The sequence below is a fragment of the Streptomyces cyaneofuscatus genome (assembly GCF_042718795.1).
In the GTDB taxonomy this organism is placed as follows: Bacteria; Actinomycetota; Actinomycetes; order Streptomycetales; family Streptomycetaceae; genus Streptomyces; species Streptomyces cyaneofuscatus_A.
Genome location: NZ_JBHXOX010000001.1, coordinates 111,450 through 134,763 on the forward strand (window position 1 = coordinate 111,450; position 23,314 = coordinate 134,763).

A 23,314-nucleotide genomic window follows, 5' to 3' on the forward strand; every position below is an offset into this window, starting at 1 on the left:
GAGGGGTGGGGGGAGGAACGAGGCTCTGGAGAGCGCTCTCCCCCGTGGGCGGGGTGCACCCACGGGGAAGAGCAATCAAGGGTCGGTCAGGCGGCCACGCGGGTCAGCGTCGCAGCCGGTAGTTCTCGTCCAGGACGGAGCCCCGGCCCGGGTTGTTCTGGTCGTAACCACGCGGGTCGCACTGGAGGCCGCCGACGACACAGTGGTCGACCATGGCCTTCAGGGTGGCGTCGTCCCAGGCGTTGAAGAAGTCGTAGTGGAAGGAGTAGCCGCTGCCACTGGCCAGTCTCACCTTCGACATGTCTCCGTTGACCGGCCACGCCATCTTGAACTCGATCATCGGCAGAGCGACCGGGTGGCTCGTCGGGCAGACGTCCTGGTTGGCCCCCATCACGATCGGATAGGCCATGTGGGACTTGTGGTCGGGGGTGTCCAGATACTTACCGTCCCAGCAACTGGGCGCCTGCATGCGCAGGTTGAGCTGGGTGTCCCGACTGGTGGGGCAGGCGGCCGGGATGTCGTAGTTGTGGAAGCTCTCACCGCACTCGTACCCCTCGACCGCGCCCGGGTGGTCGCGGAACTGCTCCTTGGTCTGGGTCGGGCTGCCGACGACGAACCGCAGCCCCTTGGGGAAAGGCCGCACCGTGCGGTAGTCGGTGACTCCGGCCTTGTAGTAGATGACCTGCGGTCCGGTCGGGCGGACCTCCTGGTTCCCGTTGTAGAGGGTCGGCATCCAGTACGCGGAGAGGTCACCCACCGCCAGGCAGGCCGTGCCGCCCCTGCCGAGCGAGGCAGTGGTGCTGCTCGCGTTGGTGGTGTCGTTCCCCATGAACGTGTGGTCGTGCGACGCGCCGGCCTGGCCCGGGTAGACGATCGGGTCGTCCGGGGCGGTGTGGGTGACCGAGCAGTTCGCCTGGAACTCGTGGAAGTAGCGGTGCGGGGGTATCTCCTGGGACGGTTGCACGCCCGTGACCGGCGGGTTCGCCGGAATGTACCCGTCACCGTCGGGATCGTCCCCGAAGGCCACCGGCTTGGCGGGCGCCATCTTGTGCCCCTGCATCACGTGGGACGCCGCAGCGGGCTGATCGGCCGCGGGCCGGGGGGCGGCGGCCGTGCTGGCCCCGGCGTTCGTGATCGCGGTCAGCCCCAGGGCCACCAGGGCCAGGGCGGTCGCCACGATCAGCGTCGACACCAGGGTCGTTCTGTTCAGTCTTGTCACCATGCGGACCTCCATGCCGCTCTGCATCCATGCACATCGGGTGCACGGTGGGGGGAGAGTTGAGCTGGTGGTGCAGCCGGGAGGAGCCGCCGCCCCAGGGCGTCCACGAGGCCGGAAAGCGGCCGGAGACTGTCTGGGAGAGCGCTCTCCAAGGCGCTGTCAGTGTTGCGTCGAGGCTGAGAGGGTGTCAATAGCTTGTGAACAATGCTCCGCGCAAAGGGCGTTGGGGTGACGGGCCAAAGCGACGGCGGGTACCGGATCGCCTGGGAGGCACAGGGAGGGCAGGCGCACGGAAGCGGCCCCACCCGTGGGCGGGGCCGCTCGGCCACCTGTCGTACGCGTTCACCTCATCCACGGGAGCCGGGCGTGCGGCTCCCCCGGATCAGGCGGTGTGCAGCCTCAGCCCGTACCGGTTGAGGATCTCGTTGATCGGCTGGTACCAGGTCTCGCCGCCACTGGAGCAGTTGCCCCAGCCGCCCGAGGTGACGCCCTGGGCCTGGTCGCCGCTGATGAACGAGCCACCGGAGTCGCCACCCTGGGCGCAGACGCTGGTCTTGGTCATCTGGTGCACGGCGCCCTGGCTGTAGTTGACGGTCTCGTTCTTGGCGAGGACCCGGCCGCAGTGCCAGCGGGTGGTGGAGCCGGAGCGGCAGATCGAGGCGCCGATCGGGGCCTCGTTCGAGCCGCGGACGAGCTGGTCCGGGACGGTGCCCCAGCCAAGGACGACGGGGACGGTCCACCAGCCGCTGCCGACGTTGACCCAGGCGTAGTCGTCGCCGGGGAAGGACGAGCCCTGGAAGTTGCCGATGTAGGAGTTGTCCCAGCCGCGGACCTGCTGTCCGGTGCCCCCGCAGTGCCCGGCGGTGACGAAGCCGCCGTGGACGGAGAAGCCGATCGAGCAGCGGACGTTGCCGGTGTAGTACGGGTCGCCGCCGACGGTGCCGGCGGCGAAGGTCTGCGGGGCCTCGGCCGTCCGCTCCACCGTGACGGGCCCGGCCTTGCGGGCCTTGGCGACAAAGGCGCGGACATCGTTGTCACCCTGCGCGGATTCGACGACGTTCACGACGACACGGCTGGTGGCGGGGTCGACGCGCCAACTGGCCACACCGTCGGGCGCGCTCAGGGCGTCGATGCGCTTCATGGTGGCGTCGAGCCGGGCGGCCGAGTGCTCGACGATCCGGGTCTGCGCGCCGGCGGCCCGTACGGCACCGGCCTTGCCGGCGTCCGTGACCGCCACGGTGAGCTTGCCGGTCGCGGAGTCGAACCACGACCCGCCGTAGGCGGAGCCCGCGGCGCGCTGCGCCTTCGGCTCCAGGGCCGTCGCCGCCTTCTCCTGCGCCAGCCGCGTACGGGCCTGGCCCTCGGTCAGGCCGAGGTCGCGCCGCATGGCGGAGAGCAGGGCGGCCGAGGCGGGGAGTTCCGCGGCGGAGGTGACGGAGTCGGTGGGGGCGGCGGAGGCGGTCGCCGGGCCGACGGCGGTCCAGGCACCGACGACCATGAGCGCGGACAGGGCGGTCCGCAGGGCGGTTGCGTGTCTCAAGGGAGTGACCCTTCCTGTTGTTCCAACGACGTGGGGGTGGAACGGGGAGGCATCCGGGAGCACATCCGGATCGAGTCTTTGAGAGCGCTCTCAGATGCGTCGTCCCGGACTGTAGCGGAGTTCGATAGTCAGGTCCATGCCAATGACGGGAGGTGGTTCGGAGGGCGCTGCGGAGGCCGTCCGGGCCGGGCCGCGAGGGGCCCCGCACCGCAGGGCCGTGAAGGGGCCGCGTACCGGGTTTGAGTAGGCGTACTCATCCGGCCCGCCCAGCCCGGTCCTACTGTCACAGGAACACAGGGCAGCACCACCCCGAGGAGCCGACCATGGCCGGATCACGCCGCAGACAGTGGAGAGCCGCCGTCACCTGCGTACTGGCGGGGTCGCTGGTCGCACTGGCCGGTGCCTGCGGGGTGGTCACCACCAAGGAGGACCGGCGGGCGGCTGAGGAACTGGCCGACAGGCACTTCCCCGGTCAGATCAAGGCGATCGGGGCACGCACACTCTTCCCGGGCACCGGAGGCTCCGAGGTCACCTTCGCGGTGGCCGACGACCGGGACGCCGTGGTCCGGCTGCGCGTCAATGCGGACAAGGGCACCTGCGACGGCAAGGAGTGCGCCGGGGTCCTGACGGAAGCGGTGGCGCGCGGACGGGCGGACGCGGCGGCGTTCCGCACCCTGCGGGACGCCTTCGACGCGTGCGGCTACGAGGTCATCGCCCTCGGCCCCACCGGCACACCGCCGTACGTGGTCGCCGAGTTGACCGACGCCACCGTGCGGCGGGTGCTCGCCGACATCGGGGACTGCGTCCAGCGCTGGGTCACGGCGAGCGGAGCCGACAGCCCGCTCGCGAAGGCGAAGGCCAGTCACGTGAACGTGGTCTCCCCCGCCGTCGCAGGCAAGCGCGACCGGGGCAAGGACTCCTGGCCCACGATGATGCGGCTGACCCGCAGCGACCTCCTCGGCTCGCTCACCAAGCACACCTACCACTCGGCCAGTTACGACATCAGGGCCGGGCAGGTGGACACGGCGGGCAGCGCCAGCGTGGTGCGGCCGTTCAAGGTGAGGGAGGCGTTCGGGAAGACGGTCCAGGACGCCGTGCGGAAGGAGCTGCGCGCCACATACCCGGACGTGGTCATGAGCAGCTACCAGTGGGTGTGGCGCCTGGAGCCGGGCCGGGTCGACCGGCAGACCGGCTACCTGCTGTTCTGCCCGGAACCAGGTGAGCGGGGGCGCTGCGTCAACCCTGACGACGCGGTCCTGGTCACGGCGGACGAGCGCGGCAACCCGGTGGGGAAGATCCGCGTCGTGCACGACGTGCGGGACGGCACGGGGGCGCTGCGGTTGCCGCCGTACTAGCTGCGGTGGGCCTCAGCAGGCCCCCGGGTCTCGGCCTGGAGGCTCAGGGGGCCAGCAGGGGCAGGCCGGCCGCACGCCACAGGTCGCGGCAGGCGTCGGTCTCCCGGGCCTCCTCCCCGGTCATACGCCACACCCGCACCGCGGTCGCTTCTCCGCCGCCGTCCAGCGGGGCCCAGCCCGGGTCCCCGTGGGCGGCGAACGCGGCCCAGGCGCCGGTCATGCGGTGCGCCAGCTCGTGGTCGGCCGGGCCGGGCGGGCCGCCGGTCAGGAAATGGAGGCTCTCCTGGTGGAGGTTTCCGAAGGCGAAGGGGATGTCCGCGCAGTGCCAGGCCCGGACTCGCCCGCCGTCTCCGCCGCTCCCGCCGTCTCCGCCGCCCCTGGTGTCCTCGCCGCTCCCGCCGTCCTCGCCGCCCCTGCCGTCCACGCCGCTCCCGCCTGTCCCGCCGCTCCGGCGGTCGAAGCGGGAGAGGTAGGTCCGTCCGCCGGCCCGGGCGTGGGTCTCGGCGAGCCGGCTGCTGTATTCGGCGAAGAGGAGGTCTCCGTACAGGGCGAGATAGACGTCGAGCACGGGCGCGTCCGGCATACGGTCGCGGTAGCCGTCGACAAGGTGGGACGGCAGGCCGAAGTCCTCGGCGAACGTGGCGAGTTGCCGTTCCGTGGTGACCTGGGCGCTGCTCCCCACAGCGTCCAGGAGCCAGTACTCCTCCGTCGTGTGGCAGACCAGCAGCTCCACCTCGGCCCCGGCTCCGGCGGCCCACGCCTCCAGCGGGTCGGAGGGCAGCAGGTCCCCGTCGGCGACGGGCCCGTAGATCGCCGGATCGTAGTGGCGCCGCCCGGAGCCGGGGTCCTGCCGGTACCGGTCGACGACCCGGTCGGCTGCGCTCACCAGCGTCTGCGGTGACGCGGCGAGCAGCCCCGCGCGGGTGGCGGGCACGCCGGCCGCCGCCGCGACCTCGGCAGTGGTGCGGGCCGCCTGTTCGACCGTGGCGCAGGCGTTGACGGCGCTGTGCAGGATGGCACGCTGGAACAGGCCGCGCGCCCGTTCGGTCGCTATCAGGCAGGCCGCGGAGGTGGCACCGGAGGACTGTCCGGCCAGGGTGACGCGCCCGGGTGAGCCACCGAAGGCGGCGATGTTGTCCCGTACCCATTCCAGGGCGGCGATCTGGTCGAGCAGCCCTCGGTTGTCGGGACAGGCGGGCCCCTCGCCGTCGGCGGGAACGTGGCCGAACCCCTCGAAGCCCAGGCGGTGGTTGAACGTGACGACGACGAGCCCCCGGGCGGCGAGGGCGGTGCCGTCGAAGTCGGGCTGGGCGGAGGAGCCGAAGACGTACGCGCCGCCGTGGATCCAGACGAGCACGGGCAGGTCTCCGGGCCCGTCCGCCGGTGCCCAGATGTTCAGCGTGAGGATGTCCTCGTCGCCGGGCGACCAGGCCGGTGAGCCGGGCAGTTCGGCTGACTGGGGCGCCACGGGGCCGAACGCGGTGCACTCGCGTACGCCGTCCCAGGGCTGCGCCGGACGCGGCGCCCGGAACCGGTCGGCGCCGAACGGCGGTGCCGCGTAAGGGAGTCCGCGTACGGCGGTGATCCCCGGATCCCGTCCGGAACGCCGCCCCCGCACCTGCCCCGCCTTCGTGGTGAACACGTCCACGGCTGCCGCTCCCCCGCTCTGCTCCGCCCGGCCGCCCGGCGTTCGGGCGTGCGGTGGGCAGGATGTCAGCCCGTCCGCCTGTCGCGCCAACGCATTTTCGCAGGTGGGCGAGGTGGGCTCGGTGTGCTCCCCGACCCGTCGGACTGCTGCCCCTACTGACCGGTCAGTTCGCACACGGTCGGCATGTCCCCGGTCGCCATGTCGCTGGTCGCCGGTGTCGCTGGTCGCCATGTCGCTGGAGGGCCGCAATCCCGTCGCCGACGAGCTCGTGGGATGCGCTGCAGCACGTGGTGGTCCTGCCACGCCCAGTAGGTCCGCTCCGGCGGATGCCGGGGCGGAGGTTCTCGCCGGAAGCCCTGTCGTTCCGGCTCCCACCCCCGTACGGCGGGGCCGTGACCTCCGTACGGACCCTTCCTGCGCACCACGGCGGAGAGCCGAGATCCGATCTTCCCTTTGCGGCCGGAGCGGGACCGGAGTGGAATTGCGTACAGGGGACAGTGGTTCTCCCGAGGAAAGGATGCGCGCCATGAGCGACACCGACTGGGGGGACGACGTCTACCAGCCCCAGGAGCAGGAGGCTTCCGACCCCGATGAACAGCTCGGCGCCGAGGACACGCTGCTGGACCCCTCCGGCACCGGCGATCCGCTGGACGAGGGCTATTCGCCGCCTGACCGGCCCTGGGTGGTCGAGGGCCTCGGTACCACAGCTGCCGAGAGTCTCACGGGTGAGTCGCTCGAAGCACGGCTGACCAGGGAGGTTCCCGAGACGCCCGGTTTCACCGGCGACGGTGTGGGAGACCTGGCGGGCGGGGACGGCGAGCTCTGGGACGGCAAGGTCGGCGTCGCCCGTGCCGGGCGGCTGACCCAGCAGGCGGAGGGCAGCGTTCCGGCCACGCTCACCGCCAGCGATGTGGGCATCGACGGCGCGGCGGCGTCGGCCGAGGAGGCCGCGATGCACGTGATCCCCGAGGACGGGGACGACGAGAGCCTGCTGGACGGTTCGCTGCCCGACGGTGCGCTCGTTGCCGACGGTGCGCTCGTCGACGGCGCCGCGAAGGACGGCGCTTCTGTTGACAGCTCCTCCGTCAAGGGCTCTGCCGTCGAGGGCTCTACCGAAGGCGCGTGAACGCCGCCGGCCCCCGCCCCGTACCCCTTGACCCGACCGTCCCCGGAATCCGACCCGAACGCCCCCGGAACCGCAGGAGCACACAGATGAGCGGCACTGCCCAGATCGGCGTCACCGGACTCGCGGTGATGGGCCGCAACCTGGCCCGGAACTTCGCCCGCAACGGCTTCACCGTCGCCGTGCACAACCGCACGGCCTCCCGGACCGACGCCCTCGTGAAGGAGTTCGGTGACGAGGGCACGTTCGTCGCCGCGCACTCCCCCGAGGAGTTCGTCGCGGCGCTGGAACGCCCCCGGCGACTGGTGATCATGGTGAAGGCCGGCGATCCCACGGACGCGGTGATCCAGGAGTTCGCGCCGCTGCTGGAGGACGGCGACGTCATCATCGACGGGGGCAACGCCCACTTCGAGGACACCCGCCGCCGGGAGAAGGAGTTGCGGGACCGCGGGATCCACTTCGTCGGGGCGGGCGTCTCCGGCGGGGAGGAGGGCGCGCTCCACGGCCCGAGCATCATGCCGGGCGGATCGGCCGAGTCGTACGCGTCGCTGGGCCCGATGCTGGAGAAGATCGCCGCGAAGGCGAAGGACGGCACCCCGTGCACCGCGCACATCGGCCCCGACGGGGCCGGGCACTTCGTGAAGATGGTGCACAACGGCATCGAGTACGCGGACATGCAGCTGATCGCCGAGGCGTACGACCTGCTGCGCCGGATCGCCGGGTACTCCCCCGCGCAGATCGCCGAGACCTTCCGGAGCTGGAACACCGGACGGCTGGACTCGTACCTCATCGAGATCACCGCCGAGGTCCTCGCCCATACGGACGCGGCCACCGGCAAGCCGTTCGTCGACGTCGTGCAGGACCGCGCGGAGCAGAAGGGCACCGGGCGGTGGACGGTGCAGATCGCGCTCGACCTGGGCGTTCCCGTCTCCGGGATCGCCGAAGCGGTCTTCGCGCGCTCGCTCTCCGGTCATGTGGACCTGCGTGAGGCGTCACGGGAGCTGCCGGGGCCGGTGGCGGAGCCGCTGGAGGGAGCGGACGCGGCGGCGTTCGCGGACCGGGTCGAGCAGGCCCTGTACGCCTCGAAGGTCGTCTCGTACACGCAGGGCTTCCACCAGATCAGGGCCGGCAGCGAGGCGTACGACTGGGACATCGACCTCGGTTCGGTGGCGGCGATCTGGCGGGCGGGCTGCATCATCCGCGCGGCGTTCCTGGACCGTATCCGGGCCGCCTACGACTCCCGGCCGGAGCTGGTGAGCCTGCTGTCGGACGAGGAGTTCGGGCGGGAGATCGGGGCCGCACAGGACGACTGGCGGGCGGTGGTTGCGGAGGCGGCGCGCCAGGGCGTGCCGACGCCCGGTTTCGCCGCCGCGCTGTCCTACTACGACGGGTTGCGCGCGGACCGGCTGCCGGCGGCGCTCACGCAGGGGCAGCGGGACTTCTTCGGGGCGCACACCTACCGGCGTACGGACCGGGAGGGGTCGTTCCACACGCTGTGGGGCGGGGACAGGTCCGAGGTCGAGGCGGGCTGAGGCGTACGCACCCCGAGGGGCTCGCCCGGGTCACCCGGGGTGGCTCGGCCGACTCACCCGGGGGTGGCTCGGCCGGGTCACCCCGGGTGCGGCTGTCCACGGGGCGTGGCTTAGTGGGCTGCGAGCCCTGTACACGCGATTCACCCGATGCCTGGAGTGCCGCGCATGTCCGCAGCCGTCCCCGACCCTGTAGCCGTCCAGCCCGTCGTGGCCCCGCTGACCAATGCGGCGCTGTTCCTGGTCGGGACGGTCGAGCCGGGCGGTGAGGACGCCGTACGGGAGGTGCTTCCGGACCTGGCGGCCGTCGCCCGCTCCCTCGGCTTCCGCTACCCGGACGCCGGTCTCGCCTGCGTGACGGGGTTCGGCTCCGCCGTCTGGGACCGCCTGTTCGGCGGAGGGCGCCCCGCCCACCTCCACCCGTTCCAGGAGCTGCGGGGCCGGCTCCACCACGCCCCGGCGACCCCGGGGGATGTGCTGCTGCACATCCGGGCCGAGCGGATGGACGTCTGCTTCGCGTGGGCGGCGCAGTTGCTCACCAAGCTCGGCGGGGCGCTGCGCATCGTGGACGAGACGCACGGCTTCCGCTACCTGGACCACCGGGATCTGCTGGGCTTCGTCGACGGTACGGAGAACCCGGTGGGCGACGACGCCCGCTCGGCGGCGATGGTCGGCGCGGACGACGATCCGGAGTTCGAGGGCGGCAGTTACGTCGTCGTGCAGAAGTATCTGCACGACCTGACCTCCTGGAACGCGCTCTCCGTGGAGGAGCAGGAACGCGTCATCGGTCGTACGAAGCTCGACGACGTGGAGTTCCCCGACGACGAGAAGCCCGCCGACTCCCATCTCGCGCTCAACACGATCACCGACCCGGACGGCACCGAACGCGACATCCTGCGGGCGAACATGCCGTTCGGGAACTTCGGTCAGGGCGAGTTCGGCACGTACTTCATCGGGTACGCGGCCGACCCCGACGTCACCGAACGCATGCTCCGCAACATGTTCCTCGGCGATCCGCCCGGCACCCACGACCGCATCCTCGACTTCTCCACGGCGGTCACCGGAGGCCTCTTCTTCGCCCCCCGCGCCGAGTTCCTCGACGATCCGCCGCCCCCGCCCGACCAGGCCGGCGCTGAGGACCGGCCGGAACCGGTGCCCGCACCGGTCCGGCAGGATTCCCCCGGAACCGGAACCGGAAACGGAAACGGAAACGGAAACGGAAACGGAAACGGGACGGGCGGCTCGGACCACGGTTCGCTGCGCATCGGCAGCCTGCAAGAAAGCGCCCAGTGATGGACAATCTACACCGCGAACTCGCACCGGTCACCCCCGCCGCCTGGGACGAGATCGAGGAGGAGGCCCGGCGTACGTTCCGCCGCCATGTCGCGGGCCGGCGCGTCGTCGATGTCTCCGATCCGGACGGCCCGACGCTGGCCGCGGTCGGTGACGGCCATCTGCGGGACATCGACCCGCCCACGCCGGACGTGGTGGCCCGGGCGCGCACATCGATGCCGGTCATCGAGTGGCGCGTGCCGTTCACGGTGAGCAGGCAGGCCGTTGACGACGTGGAGCGCGGCTCCGCCGACAGCGACTGGCAGCCCGTCAAGGACGCCGCGCGCACCTGCGCGTTCGCGGAGGACATGGCGGTCATCGACGGGTACGCGTCGGCCGGGATCACCGGTCTGCGGGACGGCTCCTCGCACGACCCGCTGCCGCTGCCCGCCGATGCCCGGGACTATCCGGTGGCGGTCAGCCAGGCGGTGACGCGGCTGCGGCTGGCCGGTGTCGAGGGACCGTACCGGCTGCTGCTCGGCGCGGACGCGTTCACCGAGGCCGCCGAGATGTCGGACCACGGCTATCCGGTCAAGACGCACCTGGCCCGTATCGTGGACGGCGAGATCCTGTGGGCGCCCGCCGTCAAGGGCGGGGTGCTGCTGTCGACCCGGGGCGGCGACTTCGAACTCTGCCTGGGCCAGGACCTGTCGATCGGTTACGCGGACCATGACGCGACCGGCATCCACCTCTACTTCCAGCAGGCGTTCACGTTCCGGATGCTGACGCCGGAGGCGGTGGTGGGGCTCATCGCCTGAGGTCCAGCCTCTTTCACCGAAGACCTGTGGGGGCAGTCATCACCGACTCCGGCCGTACGACCCAGACACCGACGCCACCCCTCCGGCGGCCCGCCGTCCGCTTCGACGCGGCCGTCCGGGCGGCCGTCGGGCAGGGCCTGTTGAGCGAGTCCCGTCCGGTGGCCGGGTTCGTCGACACGGACGGGGTGCGGTCGTCCGTCGCCGAGCTGCGGGAGGCGTTCGCCCACAGCCCCGGTGTGCTGCACACCTTCGCGGCCAAGGCCTCCTCCCTCGTCCCGGTCCTGCGGCTGCTCGCCAACTGCGGCATGGGGTGCGAGGTGGCGAGCCCGGGTGAGCTGCGGCTCGCCGTCGAGGCCGGTTTCGCGCCGGCGGCGATCGTCCTGGACTCCCCCGCCAAGACCCGCGAGGAGATCCGGCTGGCGCTCGCCCTCGGGGTGGCCGTCAACGCCGACAGCATCGCCGAGCTCCACCGTATCGACGCATTGCGGCACCGCGATGCCCCCTCCGTCCTCGGACTGAGGGTCAACCCACAGGTGGGCGGCGGGGCGATCGGCCCGATGTCCACCGCGACGGACACCTCGAAGTTCGGGGTGGCGCTCCGTGATCCGGGCGCCCGCGAGGCAGTCGTACGGGCCTTCGGGGCGCGCCCGTGGCTGACCCGCCTGCACGCCCATGTCGGCTCCCAGGGCTGCCCGTTGGAGCTGATCGCAGCGGGCGTGGCGCAGACGTACGAGCTGGCCGAGGAGATCAACGAACGCCTCGGCACCCGGCAGGTGACCAGCCTGGACATCGGTGGCGGGCTGCCGGTCAACTTCACGGACGACACCACGCACCCGACCTACTCCGCGTACGTGGACGCGCTGACGGCGGCCGCTCCGGGGCTGTTCTCCGGCCGGTACGGACTCGTGACGGAGTTCGGCCGGTCGCTGCTCGCGAAGAACGGCTTCATCGGGGCGCGGGTGGAGTACACGAAGGACGCCGGCGGCCGCCGGATCACGCTCACCCACGCGGGGGCGCAGACCGCGACCCGTACGGTCTTCATGCCCGACTCCTGGCCGCTGCGGGTCGGGGCGTTCGCGGAGGACGGCTCGCCGAAACGCGGACGGCCGCTGGCCCAGGACATCGCGGGGCCGTGCTGTTTCGCGGGCGATGTGGTGGCGCACGGCCGGGAGCTGCCGGAGCTGGCCGAGGGCGACTTCGTCGTCCTGTACGACACGGGGGCGTACTACTTCTCCACCCCGTGGGCGTACAACAGCCTGCCGCGCCCGGCGGTGTACGGCTTCCGCTCGACGGCGCCGGAGGGCGAGGTGGTGTTCGCGACGGTACGGGAGGCCCAGACGATGGACGCGATCGCCGCGGAGAGCGGCCTGGCGCACGCGGACGCGCTGACGGGGCTGGGCCGAGCGGGGCCACCGTAGGTACGGAGACCCCGCTCCATCTGCCCTGACGCCGCTACGGCCCGGTGGGCTCGGGCTGCGGCTCCGGGTCCGGTACGGGGTCGGGCCCGGGCGCCGGAGGCTGCGGGATCGGGTCCGGGGCCGGGCCGGGCGGCACCGGGGCGGGGCCCGGCGGCACGGGCGGCGGGCTCGGCACGGGGGTGGGCGGACCCGGCACGGGCGGAGGCGTCGGCGACGGCGGTACGGGGTCGGGGTACGGGTGGGTCATTTCGATCCTCCACAACGACATGAAACGGACAGATGGAGCTTTCCTCCACCGTCTCCCGGTGCGGCTGCCCCCGCCTGTCGAGTCCACACGTACGACGGGCGAGGGAGTACGGCCTTCAGGTCCACCACAGTGCCCCACGCCGATATCCTGCTGCGGGATGTGCCGGTCACGGATGTGAGGCCCCGCCCGCGCCGGCCCCGACTGCACCGGCCCCGACTGCACCGACAGGAAGGCCTCCGCCATGTCCCTGCCGAGCGTGCTCGCCGTCCACGCACACCCGGACGACGAGTCCCTCTTCTCGGGCGGCGTACTGGCCCGGCACGCGGCGGCCGGCGCGCGGACCGCTGTGGTCACCGCGACCTGGGTGGAGGGAAGCCACCGGGCCACCGAGCTCGCGCGGGCCCTGGAGTTCCTCGGCGCGGGAGCGCCGCGGCTCCTCGGCTACGCGGACGCGCGGGTGCCGGAGTCGGCCCCGGGCCGGCCCCGGTTCGTGGACGCGCCGCTGGACGAGGCGGTGGGCGCCGTGGTGGCCCACATCCGTGCGGTCCGGCCGCAGGTGGTGATCGCCCCGGACGCCTACGGCGGCATGACCGGCCACCCCGACCACGTACACGCCTACCGGGTCACCGCCCTGGCCGCCCGGGCGGCAGGGCTCGCCCGGCTCTTCCCCGAGGCCGGCGAACCGTGGCAGCCGAGCGCCCTCTACCTGGCCACGCACCCGCGTTCGGCCGCCGAGGAGGTGGGCAGGCGCCTGGGCCGGCCGGGCACGCCCACCGAGGCGTTCCACGTCTCGGACGACGCGTGGATCACCACGACGGTCGATGTCGCGCCCTGGCTCCCGCAGAAGCTCGCGGCGATCCTCGCCCACCGCAGCGAGGTGGCACGAGGCGCCGCTCCCGGCCGGATCGCCGCTCTGCCGCCGGACGTTCAGCACCAGGTGCTGCGCACGGAGTGGTACATCCGCCAGGACCTCGCGCTCCGCGGCGCGGCGGACACGTCACTGACCGCGTGAGGAGCGGCGGACGCCCGCCGCTCCTCCCCCTCCCCTCAGAACAGCTCGGGATGGTCCTTGAGCTCCCGCTCCGCCTCCCGTACGAGCCCCTCCGGAGCCGCGGGTGCCTCGTCGGGGTGGCGCTGCGCCCACTTCGCCGCGTACGGGCACAGGGGCACGACGGGGACGCCCTCCTGGGCGGCGATGGCGTAGAACTTCCGGACGAGGGCTCCGGCGATGCCCTTGCCCTCGTGCTCGGGGCGGACCACCGTATGGACGGCCACGAGCGCACCCGGGGCGGGCTCCATGACGAAGTACGCGATGGTTCCGGCGGCCTTCCCCTCCTCGAAGGCCGTGAGCGTGCCGCGCTCCCGGTCGTCGCTGATCTCTACAGCAGCGTTCTCCGCCATGGGCTTCAGCTCTCCTCGTTCCGTGGGCACGGGCGGCCGGTTCAGCCGCCCGCGACGACCGCGTGCGGGCTCCGCTCCGTACGGGTCCCGGGCACCGGGGCGGACGCGTCGGTGCCGAGCGCCACGATCCGGTTGTCCGTGTCGACATGGACGACCTTCGGGGTGAACGCGCGGGCCTCGGCGTCCTCGACCTGTGCGTAGCTGATCAGGATGACCAGGTCACCGGGGTGCACGAGGTGTGCGGCGGCGCCGTTGATCCCGATGACACCGGAGCCGCGCTCGCCCTCGATGACGTACGTCTCCAGGCGGGCGCCGTTGTCGATGTCAACGATATGGACCAGTTCGCCGGGCAGCAGGTCGGCGGCGTCCATCAGGTCGGCGTCGATCGTCACGGAACCGACGTAGTGCAGGTCGGCCTGGGTGACGGTGGCCCGGTGGATCTTGGACTTGAACATCGTACGTAGCATCGAGGTACTCCTGGTGATAGGCTCCCTGCCTGCTTTTTTGCAGGTCAAGGGCTGTTTTCTCACCCTACAACGAGTCGCGTGTCCGGGCAGCGTTCCCCGGGTCCTTCAGGATTCATGCTGACCTCTTGCTGACTTTCCTGACGCTTCGCCAGCTAGCCGTGGGAGGGTTCCGCTGATCCAGCGGGCTCTGCCGCAACCACTCCACAAGCCTACGCATCCCTCCTCCGCGGGTCCCGTGATCACCATCACCCGGACGCGTTGGTGGCGGCCGCGTGCCCCCACAACCCCAGAATGCTCCTCTGTCGAGTCTGGCCGCGAAGTACCCGCCGATGTCGACCAGGACGACATCCTGGCCGTCGGGCAGCTGAGGCCGGCGCGCGTGACGAGGACGTCCTCGTTGCGCACGTGGTCCTGATGGAGCTGGATCTCGCGGCCGGTGAGTCTGTTGGCGATGTTGACCCCGTCCAGCAGCGATGTGTTCGAGCCGCCGCCGACATTGATGGTGCCGTGCGCGTTCGGGACGGCGCCGGCGGCGATCGTGGCGGTGACCACGTCGTCGATGTAGGTGAGGTCGCGGCACTGGTGGCCGTCTCCGTACAGGCGCAGGGGCTTCCCGGTCGGGGCGGCGTACAGGGCGCCGTGGGTGAACATGTCGGCGCGCTGCCGGGGAGGGCCGTAGACGGTGAAGTACCGCAGGGCGGCGACGCTGCGGCCGCCAGGGCGCTCGGCGCAGGCGAGGCAGAGCTGCTCCGGTGCCTACGACCGCGACCGCGGCGAACACCGGGACAACCTCGTCGTCCACGCCACACTCATCAGCGCGGACGTGCCACAAAGATCGGTGAGAAGTCACCGCGGGGACCGATCCACCATCCGCCCTGTGCCGAATGCCCGTTGTGCGGTCGTTCGGAAGGTGCGCCGTACACAGCGGCACCGACAAAGATGGACGCCGCACCCGTTTCCCGCGGTGACGGCTGTGAGGAACAGCGTCTGCGGGGCGCCACTCCTGGGGCGCCCCGCAGAAGCGCTTGTCCTCCCGGCCCGACGTGAAGCGCGTCAGCGCTGGTCAAGAGACAGGACCGCGTCGGTGACCTGGGGGTTCCTGGGGAACGAGCCGGTGCTCTGTGCCTGGGCGGTCAAGTCATCGACGTCGGCCAGGCGGACGACGGGCCGGCCGCCCAGGCGCCCGCCGAAGCAGGCATGACCGAGGACAGCGCCGCCGTCAGGGCGACGGTGACAACCGCTGAACGCATTTGCGCGATCAGGATGCGTTTCATCAGGCAGCCCGCAGCCGCACGAGAGCCTGACCGACACCAGAAGCTGGTCGAGCCACGGTGCCGGCGTACGCCCGTCGCAGTACCTCCTCAAGCAGCCTGGCAGGTCGTAGAGGAGAGCAGCCGCCTGATACGCGGCCTGCTCCCGCGGCCGGGCCCCGGCCCACTCACGAGACAACGGTTCGGCAGCGGTCAGCCGACCAGAGGGGCTCATCGTCGCCGTCCGAACGGGGACTGTCGACTCACGTGATCGTTTTACGGGGGACACCCTTGGGGGCCGGTCGGTCCGTTGTGGGGCGCCCAGGAGAGTGGCGCCCCACAACAGCCGCCCTCCACCGGCCTTTCGCCGTGAAGGGCGAGATGAGGTTCCACGCAGCCGGCGGGGAACCCTCGTCGTGAGCGGGGCCTCCTCCTGACGCCCGCTCACATCCGGCTATTCGTCACGGCGGCAGCCTTGGATTGGTCGATCCCGGCATGACACCCGGACGGGCCAACTCCATCGAGGCCGGACGCCCGGGGCGCGACGGACGAATTTTCTCGCCTACCGACCAATCCGTCTTCGTGGCAGCCCCGAATAGCTGACATGACGATCAGAGCCGCACGACTGATCCGCCGCACAGCGGACGCCGCCCCCCAGCCTCTCCAGGGACCAGCGGTCTGACCCGAGCCGCCCTGGGCCGGGGGCACCTGGCCTGACGTCAGCATTGCGGAACATCGGAATACCTCGCCGATGCCTATCCAACAATGAACACGTAGTGCTACCGATCGAACACACAGGAGAATGCCTTGACCGCCTTCCGTTACCGCCGCGCCGCTCTCGCCCTCACCGCTGCCGCCGTCCTGCCCCTGACGCTGACCGCCTGCGGCGGGGACGACAGCTCCTCCGACGCCGCCGCGGACAAGTCCTCGAGCTCCGCCCCCGCTGAGGAGCAGTCCAGCACACCGGCCGAGGGCGCGATGCCTGCGGACGGCCCGTTCGGTCCGGCCTGCGCGTCCGTCCCCGAGGACGGCGCGGGTTCCTTCGACGGCATGGCCCAGGACCCGGTCGCCACCGCCGCCTCGAACAACCCGGCCCTGTCCACCCTGGTCACGGCGGTGAAGAAGGCCGGCCTCGTCGACACCCTCAACAACGCTCAGAACATCACCGTGTTCGCCCCGACCAACGACGCCTTCGCCAAGATCCCGAAGGCCGACCTGGACAAGGTCCTGGCCGACAAGGAGATGCTCACCAACATCCTCACCTACCACGTCGTCGGCGAGAAGCTCTCCCCCATGCAGTTGGAGAGCGGCACCTACGACACCCTCCAGAAGTCCCCTCTCACCACCAAGGGCTCCGGCGAGAACTACACCGTCAACGACACCTCCAAGGTCGTCTGCGGCAACGTCCCCACCGCCAACGCCACCGTCTACATCGTCGACACCGTCCTCATGCCCAAGAGCTGAGCCCTCCTCCCCACGCCCTGCGTGAGGGAGCTGGAACGCGCCGGGCCCCGAGTCATCTTCACCGACTCGGGGTCCGCTCATGTCCGGTGCCGATCAGGGGCGGACGGTGCACAGGACGAGCAGGCAGAGGGTGAACCCCTGGGTGTTGCTGGGGCCCAGGTGAGCTCCGGGTCCGGAATCGCCGACCGTGCACCGCGCCAGCAAGCACAGGTTCCCGCCCTGTATGCCCCGGTAGAAGGCGGCCGGGCCGGGGGCGGTCGCCTCCGGCGGGCTCACGGCTGCCGGGACGCACGAGCGGGCGCGGGGCAGCGTAGGTCGGCGAGCTGCGGGAGACCGGGCACCTGGCGGCCTGCGCCACGTGAAGCAAACGATGCGGCCCGACGGCCAGCACGGCGCTGAGGAGCACGCACGTGGGGCCCGCCTCCCGAAGGGCAGGCCCCACACTCGGCGCAGACTAGCGGCCGTGCAGGTACTGGTTGTAGAAGTAGCCGCGCTCGGCCGCGAAGTGGATCTTCTTCTCCTTGGCATGGGTGATGCCGTGCGGTCCACCGAGGTTCAGGTACTCCGCGCTCGCCTTGTGGCCCTCGACGTGCTGGTAGCCGGCGACGGTCTTGCCGCCCTCCCAGTCGTTGGCGACGGCGGGGGCGGCAGCGACGAAACCGACGGCGGCCACGGAGGCCAGGGTGAACGCGATACGACGAAGCATGAAAGCACCTTTCGATGGACGTAACAGCTGCTGGTCTGCACTGGAGGCTTACTGATCGTTTCAGAACGAGATCTTGGTCTGACGTCTCGACCGAGATCGTGCTCTGCGGGCGGTGGAACAGGTTGCCCCGCTTGGGACGTTGGCTTGACAGGACTCTGGGAGGAGAACCTTGTCGAGTTCGAGCTTCCCGCCGGCGCGTGCGGTCGGACGTGGGTCGGCCTGGTACCGCCGGGACCGCCATGTCCACTCCGTCCACTAGGACGGGGAACTCACCCCCGAGGAGTTGGCCGTTCAGGCGCGCGCCGCCGGGCTCGACTTCATCGCGACGACGGAGCACAACTCAGCTGCACTCCCGGGTGTATGGGGGCATCTGGCCGCCGATGACTTCTTGATCCTTCTCGGTGAGGAGGTGACCACGAAGACCGGGCACTGGCTCGCGGTCGGCCTCAATCCCGGCGAGGTCGTCGACTGGACCCACCAGGTCAGGGACGGCCTGGTGGACAAGTACTTGGACCAGGTCCACCGAGCAGGGGGCCTGTGCGTGGCCGCGCACCCGCATGCGCCCTACCCGTCGGGCGACTTCATGTTTCCCTTCCTCGGCTTGGACGTGGTGGAGGTATAGAACGGACTGGCGAAGGCCCGTTCCACCGCCCAACGGACTTCGCCAAGCCCTGAGCCATGGGCCACGCCGCGTCGGGCGATCATCGGCTTGATGCCGCACTTCCACAGCAGGCGCCCGTACTTGTCGAAGTCGTAGCCTCGGTCGGCATACAGGTGCCGCGGCTGGCGGCGAGGCCCTCCGCGTAGCCCCCGGATCGGCGGGACCGTATCGAGCAGGAGCAGCAGCTGAGTGACGTCGTGGCGGTGGCCGCCGGTGAGCGTGACGGCGAGCGGGGTTCCGTGCCGGTCAACCATCAGGTGATGCTTCGAGCCGGGACGGACGCGGTCGACCGGCGAGGAGCCGACGTGATCCCCCCTTCGAGGGCCCGGACATGCGAGCCGTCAACAGCGTAGTACTCAAGATCCAAGAGGTCGGCGCGGTGCAGCTCGGCTCGGTCCGGAACAAGATCAGCACGCACCCGAACACCTCGCCGACCAACTTCGCCAGGAGCAAGACCTCAACTCAACTCATTCTGAAATGATCAGTTAGTTGAAAGTTCCCATACCTTGGTTGCGTGATCACGACGGTGCAGCCCTCCGCACGCCACGGAGACGCCGGCGTACCGGCACCGCGGCGCCCGGAACCAGGCGTTCCTTCGGCCGGACTCCGAGGTTCTGGTTACCGGCTCGGAGAACCTGGGCCTGGCTGACCGCGCGGCGGCAACGGCGGTAGAGCGTGGCGCCGACCTGACGTCGCCACCACGCCTCATTCTGCGCTCAGCTCTGGTTCAGGGGCAGCGCGACATCGGTGACCTGATGGCTGCGAGGGAACACTCCGACTTCCTCGGCCTGGCCGGTCAGCACGTTTACCTCATAGAAGCAGTAGGCACCATTGACGCTCAGCGCGGCGAAACCCTGGTTCGTGCGGGCCTGGTGGGAGAAGTAGATGTCGAATCCGGCGTTCGGCCCCGCGTTGACGCCGAGGGTGCCGGTGGGGGCGAGGGTGCCGGAGTTGGCGGGCGACTGGAGCGAGACGCGGTCGTTCGTCGTGTCGATGTCGAACAGCGCCGTCGCGGTGTCCGCGTTGAGGTCGTTGTTCGTGTACGCCGCGCCGGTCACGCCCTTGGCCGATGAGGGGGGCATCGTGGGGTTCGTCAGCGGGGTGTCGACGGTAGTGGTACGCGGGGCGGCCGGGTCGTCGATGTTATGGCGCAGGTTCTGGCCGGTGTCGCTGATGACGCGCAGCCTGTTCGCCGCCGGGTTGAAGTCGACCCCGAAGAACTTACCGGCCGGTGCCACGGTCAGCTGGGAGACCTTGGCCACCTTCGCGTTGCGGGTGTTCAGCGTGTAGACGCCGCCCTTGTCTCCGACCCCGTACAGCTTGGAGTTCTGCACACGAAAGTCGATGCCCACCAGCTTCGTGTCTCCGCTGAGCCCGCTGACCTTGCCCAGCTGCCAGGGCTTGGAGGGCTCGCCGGTACGGAACTCCACCAGCCGCTGACCGGAGGTCAGTCCGATCACGCCGAGCCCGCTGTCTTCGGCCTTTCCCCCCGCCCAAGCGCCTGCCGATGCCGGCACAACCGAGGACACCGCGGCGATCAGGGCCACGGTGAGAACTGCTTTACGCATCTGTGTCCCTTACGAAGTGGGACTTCCGCCCATCGGAAGTCACAAGCGACGAGAACACGTGCGGAGCTGGGCCGCGCGTCACGCAGGTCCATCCAGCCCGCAGCCGTATGGGCGCCGGACCGCGACGTCTGCCTCTCCCCGGTCCGACGACACCCCATCGTGCCCGATCATCACCCAGGCCCGGCACTTTCCCAGCACCGGGGACGGGCGACTACGGCAGGGGCACGAGACGCCGTTTCTCGTGGCTCCACGGCCTCGAACACAGCCGCGTGGAACGACGATCAGACATCCACGGCGCCTGCCCCGAATCCGCTTGCCGCCTCGTCGCCCACGGGCAGATCGACCCGAATCTGTAGGCCGCTATGGAGCGGACATGCATCCGATCCGCGCAGGGCCGCAATTCCGACAATGCCGCCCGTCCCCAATGCACCGGAAGGAAGCAGTCTTCGAGCATCGCGCGAACGTTCGCGAAATTTAGTGCACCGACTAGCCCATCCGAGTCAATTCTGCGCACCGCAAGGCACGTGACCGATCCGATCGTGGACCAGACGCGAATTCAAGACTGATGAACGGTGCGCAGCAGCTGAACCCTGCTGGCCGTTGGGCACAGGAGCATCCTCGAGGTGGCCATCCTCCGGGGTATTTCCATGAACATCCGAAAGGGCAGACACAAAGACCCATTGCGCAACTTGCCCAAATATGAGGTACTTTGCGCTATGCGTTAGTGCAACACCTACGCAAGAGCAGGGAGGTTGCTGGTAGCTCCTGAGAAGCGCTCGTTCGACCTGACGGGTCATGCGTTCAGCAGACACCAGGGTCGGTGACGTCTCGGAACTCTCGGATCCCTGACAGCAACTGCGCGCTCACGAAGCGTGGACAGGACGACAGGCCCGCTTCCGCACGGGCAGCCGGGGAGCGAGCGGCTACACATGGCGTGCCGTCTCGGCCCTCTGCTGTTCGGGAACTGGTTCCGGCGGCTCAGCCAGCAGCACCAAGCATCCGAGAATCACCACTCAAGCGTCACCAAGCGAAAGGATTTCACCGTGTTCGGCAAGCCTTTTGTACGTGAACTGATCAGCCGTAGCGCCGAGAATGACGTCGACCGCCGTCGCTTCATGCGGGGGGCCGGCGCGGCCGGCCTCGGTGTGGTCGGCGCCGGTGTTCTGACCGCGGCCGCGACCGGCTCCGCGACCGGGGCGGAGTCGAGCGCCTACGCCGACGGCGGCGACACTCGTGCGCCCAGCGACTCCGCGATCCTGAACTTCGCCCTCAACCTGGAGTACTTGGAGGCCCAGTTCTACTCCTACGCCGTGTACGGCAAGGGCCTCGCCGACAACCTGACGACCGGCAAGGGCAAGCGCGGCTCGGTGACGGGCGGACGCAAGGTCAACTTCCGTACTCGTGCGGTACGTCAGTACGCGGAGGAGATCGCACGTGACGAGGTGGATCACGTCGCCTTCCTGCGCGGCGCGCTCGGCTCGGCGACCGTGGCACAGCCGCAGATCGACATCCAAGGCAGCTTCACCGCGGCCGCGCGCGCCGCTGGGCTCATCGGTCGCCACGAGACCTTCGACCCGTACGCCAACGACAACAACTTCCTGCTCGCGGCGTACATCTTCGAGGACGTCGGGGTGACCGCCTACAAGGGCGCAGCGCCTCTCATCACCAACAAGACCTACCTCAGTGCCGCCGCCGGGATTCTCGCGGTCGAGGCGTACCACGCCGCGAACATCCGGGTGTCGTTGCTCGACCGCGGTCTCGCGGACCAGGCCGGCAAGATCTCCGACGCGCGGGACAGCCTCGACGGCGGCAGTGACGACGACCAGGGCATCGTGCGCAACGGCAAGGCCAACATCGTGCCCGCCGACAACAATGGTCTGGCCTTCGGCCGCAGCGCCGACCGGGTACTCAACGTCGTCTACCTGACGCCGAAGAAGGCCACGTCCGGCGGCTTCTTCCCGAACGGGGTCAACGGTTCCATCCGCACCAGCGGCGGAAGCCGCTGAGTCTGAGCCCACCGAGCCGGGACAGCGACTCCGTGCATCCGCTGTCCCGGCTCCGGACCTTCCGCCGGCTTCTCCGCTAAGGACCCACGTGCCTCTCAGTACCTCAGTCCTGATTGCCGTCAATCTCCTGGCCCTGGTGGCCGCGGCCATCTACGGCACGCCGCCGCAGCAGGCCATGGCGATCCTCCTGTGCCTCTACACGGCCGGGCGCCTCGTAGCCCGTGGACGACGTGCCCCCCAGTGCCGACGGAAGCCTTCGACACCATGACCGACACCGACATGAGTACCGACGCCGCAGGAGCGGGCACCGCCGCCCCGACCCGGACAGTGGCCGACAGCCGTGGACCGCAGGACGGGCCATCGCCTAGCCCCCGTTCGGTCGGCGGATGGGCACGGAGGGCCGCCTTCTTCGGGCCTGCCTTCATCGTCTCCATGGCGTATGTCGATCCGGGAAACTTCGCCACCAACACGGCTGCTGGAGCCAGCTACGGATACTTGCTGCTCTGGGTGATCGTCGTCGCCAACGTGGTCGCCATGTTCGTTCAGTACCTGTCCGCGAAGCTCGGTATGGCGACCGGGCGGAGCCTTCCCGAGCTGTGCCGCGAAACCTGTGGGCGGCCAGTCACCCTGTTCCTCTGGGGCCAGGCCGAGATCGTGGCCATCGCGACTGACCTGGCCGAGTTGATCGGCGGCGCGGTCGCCCTCAATCTGCTGTTCGGGATTCCCTTGATTCCCGGCGCTCTGATCACCGCTGCCGTTTCGATCCTCCTGCTGACGCTCGCCCCGCAGGGCAGACACCGTTTCGAGATGGTGCTTGCCGGCATGCTCCTGATCATCCTGGGTGGATTTCTCTACCAGGCCGTCGACGCCGGCGCGTCACACGAGGCGGCTGCCGGACTGCTCCCTGGCTTCGCCGGCGCCGAAAGCCTCCTGCTGGCCACCGGCATCGTGGGCGCGACCGTCATGCCGCACGTGATCTATCTGCACTCGGCCCTCACCCGGTCCGCGGAGCACGACCCGGCGCACCATGGAAGGGCGCTGCACCGCACTCGCCGTGAAATCGTCATCGCCCTGTCCCTCGCCGGGCTGGCCAACATGACGATGCTCGTGGTCGCCGCCGCCGTCTTCCACCGTGACGGTCACACCGGAACCGACACGCTCCACGAGGCACACCGAGCGCTGGGCTCACTCCTCGGGCCGACAGCCGCCATGGCTTTCGCCGTAGCGCTGCTCGCAGCCGGTCTCGCCTCATCCAGCGTCGGCACCTACGCCGGACAGATCATCATGGAAGGTTTCCTGCGACGCAGGATTCCCTTGATCCTGAGGCGTGCAACCACCCTGCTGCCCGCCACGGCCATCCTGCTGGCCGGCATGGAGCCCACCAGAGCACTGATCCTCAGTCAAGCCGCGCTGTCCTTCGGTATCCCCTTCGCCCTGGTGCCCCTCATCATCTTCACCAGCAGCCGGAAGTTCATGGGGCCTCTGGTCAACCGGCGGCGCACGACCGTCACCGCCGGCGCAGCCGTCGCACTCATCAGCGGCCTCAACGTGTTCCTCCTGGCCGAACCGCTGTTCGGCTGAGCGAAGGGAATACTGGTGGCCACAGCATCAGCGCTCGCTCG

At 70.2% G+C, this 23,314-nt stretch carries 19 protein-coding genes and 2 pseudogenes; 11 read left to right on the plus strand and 10 right to left on the minus strand.

Annotated elements, in window-relative coordinates:
• Positions 1-103: 103 nt before the first annotated feature.
• Both ACFWRT_RS00530 and ACFWRT_RS00535 read right to left on the minus strand, forming a co-directional pair.
• Positions 104-1,222 carry a DUF1996 domain-containing protein gene (locus tag ACFWRT_RS00530; RefSeq protein ID WP_380948804.1) on the minus strand — a complete coding sequence of 373 codons (1,119 nt, stop codon included), beginning with the start codon at positions 1,220-1,222 and terminating at the stop codon, positions 104-106.
• A 379-nt stretch (positions 1,223-1,601) separates the two neighbouring features.
• The gene (locus ACFWRT_RS00535) at positions 1,602-2,759 is read right to left on the minus strand and encodes a S1 family peptidase (RefSeq protein ID WP_380948805.1); all 1,158 of its coding nucleotides are present in this window, start codon (positions 2,757-2,759) and stop codon (positions 1,602-1,604) included.
• A gap of 323 nt (positions 2,760-3,082) precedes the next feature.
• Here ACFWRT_RS00535 and ACFWRT_RS00540 point away from each other — a divergent pair, with 323 nt between their 5' ends.
• Positions 3,083-4,114: an SCO7460 family lipoprotein gene (locus ACFWRT_RS00540; RefSeq protein WP_380948806.1), complete on the plus strand. Its 1,032-nt coding sequence runs from the start codon at positions 3,083-3,085 to the stop codon at positions 4,112-4,114.
• Between the two features lie 43 nt (positions 4,115-4,157).
• Here the strand turns inward: ACFWRT_RS00540 and ACFWRT_RS00545 are convergent, their stop codons facing one another.
• Positions 4,158-5,762, minus strand: coding sequence for a carboxylesterase/lipase family protein (locus ACFWRT_RS00545; RefSeq protein ID WP_380948807.1), 1,605 nt, complete (start codon positions 5,760-5,762; stop codon positions 4,158-4,160).
• A 526-nt stretch (positions 5,763-6,288) separates the two neighbouring features.
• Here ACFWRT_RS00545 and ACFWRT_RS00550 point away from each other — a divergent pair.
• The 5 genes from ACFWRT_RS00550 to ACFWRT_RS00570 all read left to right on the plus strand — a co-directional run bounded on the left by ACFWRT_RS00550 (position 6,289) and on the right by ACFWRT_RS00570 (position 11,922).
• Positions 6,289-6,888, plus strand: coding sequence for a DUF5709 domain-containing protein (locus tag ACFWRT_RS00550; RefSeq protein ID WP_380948808.1), 600 nt, complete (start codon positions 6,289-6,291; stop codon positions 6,886-6,888).
• Between the two features lie 86 nt (positions 6,889-6,974).
• On the plus strand, positions 6,975-8,417 hold the full coding sequence (gene gndA, locus ACFWRT_RS00555) for an NADP-dependent phosphogluconate dehydrogenase (protein ID WP_380948809.1): 1,443 nt from the start codon (positions 6,975-6,977) through the stop codon (positions 8,415-8,417).
• 165 nt (positions 8,418-8,582) lie between these two features.
• Positions 8,583-9,707, plus strand: a complete 1,125-nt coding sequence (locus ACFWRT_RS00560; protein WP_380948810.1) for a Dyp-type peroxidase — start codon at positions 8,583-8,585, stop codon at positions 9,705-9,707.
• The gene (locus ACFWRT_RS00565) at positions 9,707-10,504 is read left to right on the plus strand and encodes a family 1 encapsulin nanocompartment shell protein (protein WP_380948811.1); all 798 of its coding nucleotides are present in this window, start codon (positions 9,707-9,709) and stop codon (positions 10,502-10,504) included. Before ACFWRT_RS00560 ends, ACFWRT_RS00565 begins: the two co-directional genes overlap by 1 nt.
• Before the next feature lie 26 nt (positions 10,505-10,530).
• Positions 10,531-11,922 carry a type III PLP-dependent enzyme domain-containing protein gene (locus tag ACFWRT_RS00570; RefSeq protein WP_380948812.1) on the plus strand — a complete coding sequence of 464 codons (1,392 nt, stop codon included), beginning with the start codon at positions 10,531-10,533 and terminating at the stop codon, positions 11,920-11,922.
• A gap of 34 nt (positions 11,923-11,956) precedes the next feature.
• Here ACFWRT_RS00570 and ACFWRT_RS00575 read toward each other — a convergent pair whose 3' ends face one another.
• Positions 11,957-12,169 (minus strand): hypothetical protein, encoded by a 213-nt coding sequence (locus ACFWRT_RS00575; protein WP_380948813.1) that lies wholly within the window; start codon positions 12,167-12,169, stop codon positions 11,957-11,959.
• Between the two features lie 241 nt (positions 12,170-12,410).
• Between ACFWRT_RS00575 and ACFWRT_RS00580 the strand changes: the two genes are divergently transcribed.
• Positions 12,411-13,181: a PIG-L family deacetylase gene (locus ACFWRT_RS00580; RefSeq protein WP_380948814.1), complete on the plus strand. Its 771-nt coding sequence runs from the start codon at positions 12,411-12,413 to the stop codon at positions 13,179-13,181.
• 35 nt (positions 13,182-13,216) lie between these two features.
• Here the strand turns inward: ACFWRT_RS00580 and ACFWRT_RS00585 are convergent, their stop codons facing one another.
• The 3 genes and pseudogenes from ACFWRT_RS00585 to ACFWRT_RS00595 all read right to left on the minus strand — a co-directional run.
• Positions 13,217-13,570, minus strand: a complete 354-nt coding sequence (locus ACFWRT_RS00585; protein ID WP_380948815.1) for a GNAT family N-acetyltransferase — start codon at positions 13,568-13,570, stop codon at positions 13,217-13,219.
• Between the two features lie 41 nt (positions 13,571-13,611).
• Positions 13,612-14,037 (minus strand): aspartate 1-decarboxylase, encoded by a 426-nt coding sequence (gene panD, locus ACFWRT_RS00590; RefSeq protein WP_380948816.1) that lies wholly within the window; start codon positions 14,035-14,037, stop codon positions 13,612-13,614.
• 105 nt (positions 14,038-14,142) lie between these two features.
• Positions 14,143-14,775: pseudogene (locus tag ACFWRT_RS00595) on the minus strand (NAD-dependent epimerase/dehydratase family protein); the annotation flags it as partial.
• Between the two features lie 1,319 nt (positions 14,776-16,094).
• Here ACFWRT_RS00595 and ACFWRT_RS00600 point away from each other — a divergent pair.
• A complete protein-coding gene (locus ACFWRT_RS00600; RefSeq protein WP_380948817.1) occupies positions 16,095-16,751 on the plus strand; it encodes a fasciclin domain-containing protein in 657 nt (218 codons plus the stop codon).
• A gap of 454 nt (positions 16,752-17,205) precedes the next feature.
• Here ACFWRT_RS00600 and ACFWRT_RS00605 read toward each other — a convergent pair whose 3' ends face one another.
• Positions 17,206-17,457, minus strand: a complete 252-nt coding sequence (locus ACFWRT_RS00605) for a hypothetical protein (RefSeq protein ID WP_380948818.1) — start codon at positions 17,455-17,457, stop codon at positions 17,206-17,208.
• A gap of 409 nt (positions 17,458-17,866) precedes the next feature.
• On the opposite strand from ACFWRT_RS00605, the gene ACFWRT_RS00610 reads away from it, so the two are divergent.
• Positions 17,867-18,079 carry a hypothetical protein gene (locus tag ACFWRT_RS00610; protein ID WP_380948819.1) on the plus strand — a complete coding sequence of 71 codons (213 nt, stop codon included), beginning with the start codon at positions 17,867-17,869 and terminating at the stop codon, positions 18,077-18,079.
• A gap of 8 nt (positions 18,080-18,087) precedes the next feature.
• On the opposite strand, the pseudogene ACFWRT_RS00615 reads toward ACFWRT_RS00610, so the two are convergent.
• Both ACFWRT_RS00615 and ACFWRT_RS00620 read right to left on the minus strand, forming a co-directional pair.
• A pseudogene (locus ACFWRT_RS00615) lies at positions 18,088-18,509 on the minus strand (transposase); the annotation flags it as partial.
• A gap of 325 nt (positions 18,510-18,834) precedes the next feature.
• A complete protein-coding gene (locus ACFWRT_RS00620; RefSeq protein ID WP_380948820.1) occupies positions 18,835-19,686 on the minus strand; it encodes a DUF4394 domain-containing protein in 852 nt (283 codons plus the stop codon).
• Positions 19,687-20,729: 1,043 nt separating this feature from the next.
• Here ACFWRT_RS00620 and ACFWRT_RS00625 point away from each other — a divergent pair.
• Together ACFWRT_RS00625 and ACFWRT_RS00630 are read left to right on the plus strand one after the other, a co-directional pair.
• On the plus strand, positions 20,730-21,692 hold the full coding sequence (locus ACFWRT_RS00625; RefSeq protein ID WP_380948821.1) for a ferritin-like domain-containing protein: 963 nt from the start codon (positions 20,730-20,732) through the stop codon (positions 21,690-21,692).
• A 264-nt stretch (positions 21,693-21,956) separates the two neighbouring features.
• Positions 21,957-23,273: an Nramp family divalent metal transporter gene (locus tag ACFWRT_RS00630; RefSeq protein WP_380948822.1), complete on the plus strand. Its 1,317-nt coding sequence runs from the start codon at positions 21,957-21,959 to the stop codon at positions 23,271-23,273.
• Positions 23,274-23,314 lie beyond the last annotated feature (41 nt).